This window comes from Streptomyces sp. NPDC094147, from assembly GCF_044764265.1.
Taxonomy (GTDB): domain Bacteria; phylum Actinomycetota; class Actinomycetes; order Streptomycetales; family Streptomycetaceae; genus Streptomyces.
Genome location: NZ_JBIWHT010000027.1, coordinates 84,442 through 91,016, shown reverse-complemented (window position 1 = coordinate 91,016; position 6,575 = coordinate 84,442). Strand labels below are relative to the sequence as shown.

5 protein-coding genes are annotated in these 6,575 nt (G+C 71.4%); all 5 read left to right on the top strand.

Translation table 11 applies throughout. The features are described from left to right. Positions 1-10: 10 nt before the first annotated feature. The 5 genes from ACIQ8J_RS29115 to ACIQ8J_RS29095 all read left to right on the top strand — a co-directional run bounded on the left by ACIQ8J_RS29115 (position 11) and on the right by ACIQ8J_RS29095 (position 6,533). Entirely contained in the window at positions 11-3,133 is a 3,123-nt protein-coding gene (locus ACIQ8J_RS29115; RefSeq protein WP_403275483.1) for an amino acid adenylation domain-containing protein, read from the top strand. After that, positions 3,127-3,948 (top strand): ABC transporter permease, encoded by an 822-nt coding sequence (locus ACIQ8J_RS29110; RefSeq protein ID WP_403275475.1) that lies wholly within the window; start codon positions 3,127-3,129, stop codon positions 3,946-3,948. The genes ACIQ8J_RS29115 and ACIQ8J_RS29110 overlap by 7 nt, the downstream gene beginning before the upstream one ends. A gap of 78 nt (positions 3,949-4,026) precedes the next feature. Continuing rightward, positions 4,027-5,256, top strand: a complete 1,230-nt coding sequence (locus tag ACIQ8J_RS29105; RefSeq protein WP_403275474.1) for a cytochrome P450 — start codon at positions 4,027-4,029, stop codon at positions 5,254-5,256. A gap of 97 nt (positions 5,257-5,353) precedes the next feature. Then, complete coding sequence (locus ACIQ8J_RS29100; protein WP_403275472.1) at positions 5,354-5,572, top strand: MbtH family protein; 219 nt, start codon at positions 5,354-5,356, stop codon at positions 5,570-5,572. A gap of 19 nt (positions 5,573-5,591) precedes the next feature. Then, positions 5,592-6,533 carry an ATP-binding cassette domain-containing protein gene (locus ACIQ8J_RS29095; protein ID WP_403275471.1) on the top strand — a complete coding sequence of 314 codons (942 nt, stop codon included), beginning with the start codon at positions 5,592-5,594 and terminating at the stop codon, positions 6,531-6,533. Positions 6,534-6,575: the final 42 nt, after the last annotated feature.

Here is a 6,575-nt window from a genome sequence, read left to right as displayed (position 1 = left end):
GGTGTTGCGGATGGATGTGTCGGGTGATCCGTCGTTCCGGGTGTTGGTGGGTCGGGCTCGGGAGACGGCGTTGTCGGCGTTCGCGCATCAGGATGCGCCGTTCGAGCGGTTGGTGGAGGTGCTGGATCCGGAGCGGTCGATGGGTCGTAATCCGTTGTTCCAGGTGATGCTGATCCTCCAGAACAACGAACGCGCCGAACTCCGGATGCCCGGACTGCACGCCGTGCCGGTGGACGTCCCCGCCGACGCCGCCAAGCTCGACCTGACCTTCAACGTCGCCGAGACGGACGCCGCCGACGGTGCCCCCGCCGGTCTCGACGGCTTCGTGGAGTACAGCGCGGACGTGTTCGAGGAGTCCACGGTGGCGTCGATGGCGCAGCGTCTTGTGGGGCTGCTTGAGCAGGTGGCGCGGCAACCCGATCTGCCGGTCGGTGGGATCGAGGTGCTGTCCGAGGAGGAGCGCCACCGCGCCCTGGTCGAGTGGAACGACACCGGCAGGCCGCTGCCGGAGACCACGCTGCCGGAGGAGTTCCAGCGCCAGGCCGCTCGGACGCCGGACGCGGTGGCGGTGGTGTCGGGTGGTACGGAGCTGTCGTACCGGGAGGTGAATGAGCGGGCGAACCGGCTGGCGCGGGAGTTGATCGCGCGGGGCGCGGGCCCGGAGCGGCTGGTGGCGCTGGCGTTGCCGCGTTCGGAGTCGATGGTGGTGGCGCTGCTGGCGGTGCTGAAGTCCGGTGCCGCCTATCTGCCGGTCGATCCGGCTCATCCGTCCGAGCGCATCGCGCTGATCCTCGGCGACGCCGCCCCCGCGCTCCTGGTGACCGACACCGCCACCGCCGGTGCGCTCCCCGACCCGGATGTGCCACGGCTGATCCTGGACGACCCAGCGACCGCCACGGCGGTGGCCGCGCACAGCGTGGCCGACCTCGGCGACAGCGACCGGGCCGCCCCGCTCCTGGCCGGGCATCCGGCGTACGTGCTCTACACCTCGGGCTCCACGGGACGGCCCAAGGGCGTCATGATCGAGCACCGCAACCTGATGAACTTCCTGCTGTCGATGCGCGAGCGCTTCCCGATGGGCCGCGCGGACCGGCTGCTCGCCGTCACCACCTGGTCCTTCGACATCGCGGGACTGGAGCTCTACGTCCCGCTGCTGTCCGGGGCCGGCGTCGTGATCGGCGGCGACGGTGTGGTCCTCGATCCGACGGCCCTGACCGCGCTCATCGAACGCGCCGGTGTCACCGTCATGCAGGCGACCCCGGCCCTGTGGCAGGAGCTCGTGCTGCGCGACCCCGAAGCGGTCCGCGGACTGCGCGTCCTGGTCGGCGGCGAGGCGCTCTCGCAGTCCCTCGCCGACACCCTGACGCACCACGCCGCGCAGGTCACCAACCTCTACGGCCCGACCGAGACAACCATCTGGTCGACCGCCGCCGAACTCACCCCGGGCGAACCCGTCACGCTCGGTCGCCCGGTGTGGAACACGGGGGTGCTGGTGCTGGACGCTGGTCTGCGTCCGGTGCCGGTGGGTGTCGCGGGCGAGTTGTATGTGATGGGCGCCGGTCTGGCGCGCGGGTATGTGGGACGGCCGGACCTGACGGCCTCTCGGTTCGTGGCGTGCCCGTTCGGACCGGAAGGTACTCGGATGTACCGGACCGGGGACGTGGTGCGCTGGTCGCCCGACGGACGGCTCGTCTTCACGGGACGTGCGGACGAGCAGGTGAAGGTGCGCGGGTTCCGGGTAGAACCCGGTGAGGTGGAGGCGGTACTGCTCAGGCATCCGTCGGTGGGCCGGGCCGTGGTGGTGGCACGTTCGGACGGTGCCGGTGGTGGTGTGCTGGTGGCCTATGTGGTGGCGGCCGCGGAGTCACCGGGTGTGGATGGGGGAGTGGTGCGGGAGTTCGTGGCGCGTTCGCTGCCGGAGTACATGGTGCCGGTGACGGTGGTGCTGGATGCCCTGCCGCTGACGCCGAGCGGGAAGGTGGACCGGCGGGCGCTGCCGGCTCCGGACTTCGCGGCCGCGGTGTCGTCGCGAGAGCCGCGGGATCCGGTGGAGGAGGCCCTGTGCGGGCTGTTCGCACAGGTCCTTGGACTGGAACGGGTCGGTGTCGACGACAGCTTCTTCGACCTCGGCGGCCACTCCCTCCTCGCCGTCCGCCTCGTCAGCCGGGCCCAGACGGCCGGTCTGCGGATCACCGTCGCCGACGTGGTGCTGCACCGCACCGTGGCCGAACTCGCCACCCGCGCGGAGCAGGCCGGCCCGGCCGCGGACGGCGCGCTCGACCCGTTCGCACCGGTGCTCCCGATCCGGCCGGGCGGTGACGAACCGCCTGTGTTCTTCGTGCACAGCGGACTCGGCTTCAGCCTTCCGTACGTCGGACTCGCCGGGTACCTCGACCGGCGCCACCCGCTCTACGGCCTGCAGTCCACGGCCGTCGGCGGCGGCGCGCCGCTGCCGACCGACATCAGGGCCGTGGCCGCGGAGTACATCGGGCACATCAGGCGGCTGTGGCCGCACGGCCCGTACCGCCTCCTCGGCTGGTCCTACGGAGGCGTGCTCGCCCACGAGATCGCCGTACAGCTCCAACAGGCGGGCGAGGAGGTCGACTTCCTCGCCAACCTGGACGGCTACCCCGGCAGGACCGTACGCGACGAAGGGGAGCAGGACGACCGGGAGCTCGTGCTGCGGGCACTGGAAGGACTGGGCCACAGCCGCGGCGAGTTCGCAGGTCGGCCGGTGACCCCGGCCGAACTCCTCGACGTACTGCGGCAGAACAACCACCCGCTCGCCGAACTCGGCGAAGAAGGGATCCCCCGGCTGCTGCGGCTGGCCCGGACCCATGGCGACCTGATGGACCGGTTCACCGCCGGACGTTTCACCGGCGACATGCACCTGCTGGTCGCCACACAGGAGTGGTCGGCGGACGAAATGGACGAGCTGACCGGCCGATGGGAGGCCCATGTGGACGGAGAACTACGGATCCACGGGATCGACTGCGGTCACGAGTACCTGATGCACCCGGGCCCGCAGGCCGTCGTCGGACGCGTCCTCGATGCCGCTCTCGACCGACTGGCCAAGCAGCCCACCGCCCCCCGGGGCCAGGGCGGAACCGAGGAGGGCGACCGGACATGGTGACGCTGGTTCAGGTGCGCAGGCCCGCACCGCCCCTCGCGCTGACCGTCGAATCCCTGGCCGTGGCGGGCCGGAGGCTGCGCCGCCTGCGCAGGGCCCCCGGCCGTCTGATCGGCATCATCATGAACCCGCTGGTGTCGATGGTCGTGCTCGGCTACCTCTTCCGGGGATCGCTCTCGGTCACCGGAGGGGGCGGCTACCAGGAGTACATCTTCGCGGGAGTGGCGGCCCAGGCCGGGCTGGCCGGAATCGGACCGACCGCCGTGGCCGTGGCCGAGGACCTGCGCGGCGGGCTCGTCGCCCGGTTCCGCAGCCTGCCGATCTCCCGGCCGGCGGTCCTCATCGGCCACACCCTCGGCGACCTGGCCGTCGGCCTGATCGGCCTGGCCGTGGTCACCCTTCTCGGTGTGCTCTTCGGCTGGCGGACCCACGCTGGGCTGCTCGACGTGCTCGGCGGGTTCGCCCTGCTCGCCCTGTTCATGTACGCGATGCTCTGGGTCGGCGTCCTGCTGGGGCTGTTCTCCCGCAACCTGGAGACGATCAATGTCGTCGCCGGGCTGGTGACCGTGCTGTTCTCGTTCCTCTCCAATGCCTTTCAGTCCGTCGACCGCCTGCCGTCGGGGCTTCGCGCGATGGCCGAGTGGAACCCGGTCAGCGCCGTGGTCACCCAGACCCGCACGCTCTGGGGCAACCCCACGGCCACCGGCGGCAGTTTCCCGGCGCAGCACACTTCCCTCGCCCTCGCGGTGTCCGTCGGCGTGGTCTTCGCCCTCAGCGTGCTGGTGAGCCTGCGCCGCTACGGCACGGCGGCCCAATGAGCCAGGGCGACGACGCCCGCCTTCATCCACAACTCGTCCATGACGCACCGGAATTGACCACAGCCAAGGGGAGACATCATGGCGCATGCCATGTCCACGGCGGACGACCTGGACCGCATCGACCTCACCGACCCCCAGACCTTCGCCGACACCGACCTGCGCGCCATGTGGGCCCGGTTCCGCGCCGAGCGGCCCGTGCACCGGCATCCCGCGACCGGGGGCGCACCCCCGTTCTGGGTGCTCTCCCGGCACGCCGACGTCCTGTCCGTGTACCGCGACAACAAGCGGTTCACCTCGGAGCGGGGCAACGTCCTGGCCACCCTGCTCCAGGGCCAGGACTCCGCCTCCGGCAAGATGCTCGCCGTCACCGACGGCCCGCGCCACCGCGACATCCGCAACCTGATGCTCAAATCGTTCTCCCCGCGGGTCCTCGCGCCCGTGGTGGAGGGGGTGCAGCGGCGCACCGACGCGCTCCTCGACGAGGCGCTGGACCGCGGCTCCTTCGACTTCGTCACCGACCTCGCCGACCACATACCGATCAACACCATCGGCGATCTGATGGGCATTCCGGCCGCGGACCGCGAACAGCTGGTCCACTGGAACACCCAGACCCTGTCCCGTACGAGCTCGGAGCACGGTGCCGAGGAGGAGTGGCTGGCCCGCAACGAGATCCTGCTGTACTTCTCCGCCCTCGCGGCCGAACGGCGCCGCCGGCCCGGCGACGACGTGCTCAGTGCCCTGGCGACCGGCACGGTCGACGGCCGGCCGCTGACCGAGGACGAGATCGTCTTCAACTGCTACAGCCTGATCCTCGGCGGCGACGAGTCCAGCCGCATGTCGTCGGTCGGCGCCGTGCTCGCGCTCGCCGGCCACCCCGAGCAGTGGAAGGCGCTGCGGGAGGGCGCCGACCTGGAGACCGCCACCGAGGAGGTGCTGCGCTGGACGACCCCCGCGATGCACTTCGGCCGCCGCGCGCTGACCGATGTGGAGCTGGGCGGCCGGACCATCGCCACCGGTGACGTGGTGACCCTGTGGAACAGCTCCGCCAACTTCGACGAGGACGTCTTCACCGACCCGGAGCGCTTCGATTTGGCCCGCACCCCCAACAAGCACGTGGCCTTCGGGCACGGACCGCACTTCTGCCTGGGGGCGTTCCTGGGGCGTACCCACGTCGCGGCGATGCTCCGAGCGCTCCGTGAAAAGGTCGGGGACATCGAGATCCTCGGCAGCCCGAAGACGCTCTATTCGAACTTCGTGTACGGATACACGAGCCTGCCGGTCCGGCTCGGCCGGGCCCCGCGCGGGTGAAGGGGTGCCCGGGGCACCCAGGGCGTCAGCCCGCCGTCAGCGGAGTGCGCCACAGTCGATCAGGCCGACGAGACCGCGAGAGAACGGAAGCGACGACATGCCGAACCCCTTCGACGACCCGGACGGCACCTTCTGCGTCCTGGTGAACGACGAGGCCCAGTACAGCATTTGGCCGGTGTTCGCGCCGACGCCCCCCGGCTGGACGGTCGTGCTGGAAGAGAGCCCGCACGACACCGCGCTGGCCTATGTGGAGGAGCACTGGACGGACATGCGCCCGCGCAGCCTGCGGGAGCGCACCGAAGACCCGGTGGGCTGAGGAGAGCGGGGCGGCGGACGTGGAGACAGCCATCCGGGCGGAGGGCATCCGCAAGAGCTACCGGGGCGTCGAGGCGCTCGCGGGGATCGACCTGAGAGTCCGGGCCGGCACGGTGCTCGGCCTGCTCGGCCCCAACGGAGCTGGCAAGACGACCACGGTGCAGGTGCTCACCACACTCGTGCCGCCGGACGGCGGCCACGCCGAGGTGGCCGGTTTCGACGTGGTGCGCCGGCCGGCCGAGGTGCGACGGCGGATCGGCCTGGCCGGTCAGTACGCCGCCGTGGACGAGGTGCTCACCGGGCACGAGAACCTGGTCCTGCTCGGCCGGCTGCTGCACCTCGGCCGCCGGGCCGCACGGCGGCGGGCGGACGAGCTCCTGGAGCGCTTCGACCTCGCGAACGCGGCGCACCGGCCCGCGCACACCTACTCCGGCGGCATGCGGCGCCGCCTCGACCTCGCGAGCTGCCTCATCACCTCGCCGCCCGTCCTGTTCCTGGACGAGCCGACCACGGGCCTCGATCCGGTGAGCCGGATGGCACTGTGGAGCCTGGTCAGGGAGCTGGTGGACGGCGGCGTGACGCTGCTGCTCACGACGCAGTACCTGGAGGAGGCCGACGTCCTGGCCGACCAGATCGTGGTCGTGGACTCCGGCCGGGTGATCGCCGACGGCACCCCCGACGAACTGAAGCGCAAAGTGGGCCGCGAATGGCTGGAGTTGACGGTGCCCGCGCCGTCGGACGTCGCCGCGGTGCTCGCCGCGCTGGGGCCGGCGCTCACCACGGCACCGGCGGTGGACATGGAGAAGGGACGCGTGGCCGTCCAGCTGGACGACGGGCTCGGCGACGTCGCCGACGTGGCGCTCGCGCTGCGGAACGCGGGCATCACGGTCTCCGACTTCGCCCTGCGCCGTCCGACCCTGGACGACGTCTTCGCGCAGCTGACGGGCGATGCGCCGGGCTGACCGGTCGAAAACGGCGGAGTGTCACTCGGGCGGAGCGTCACC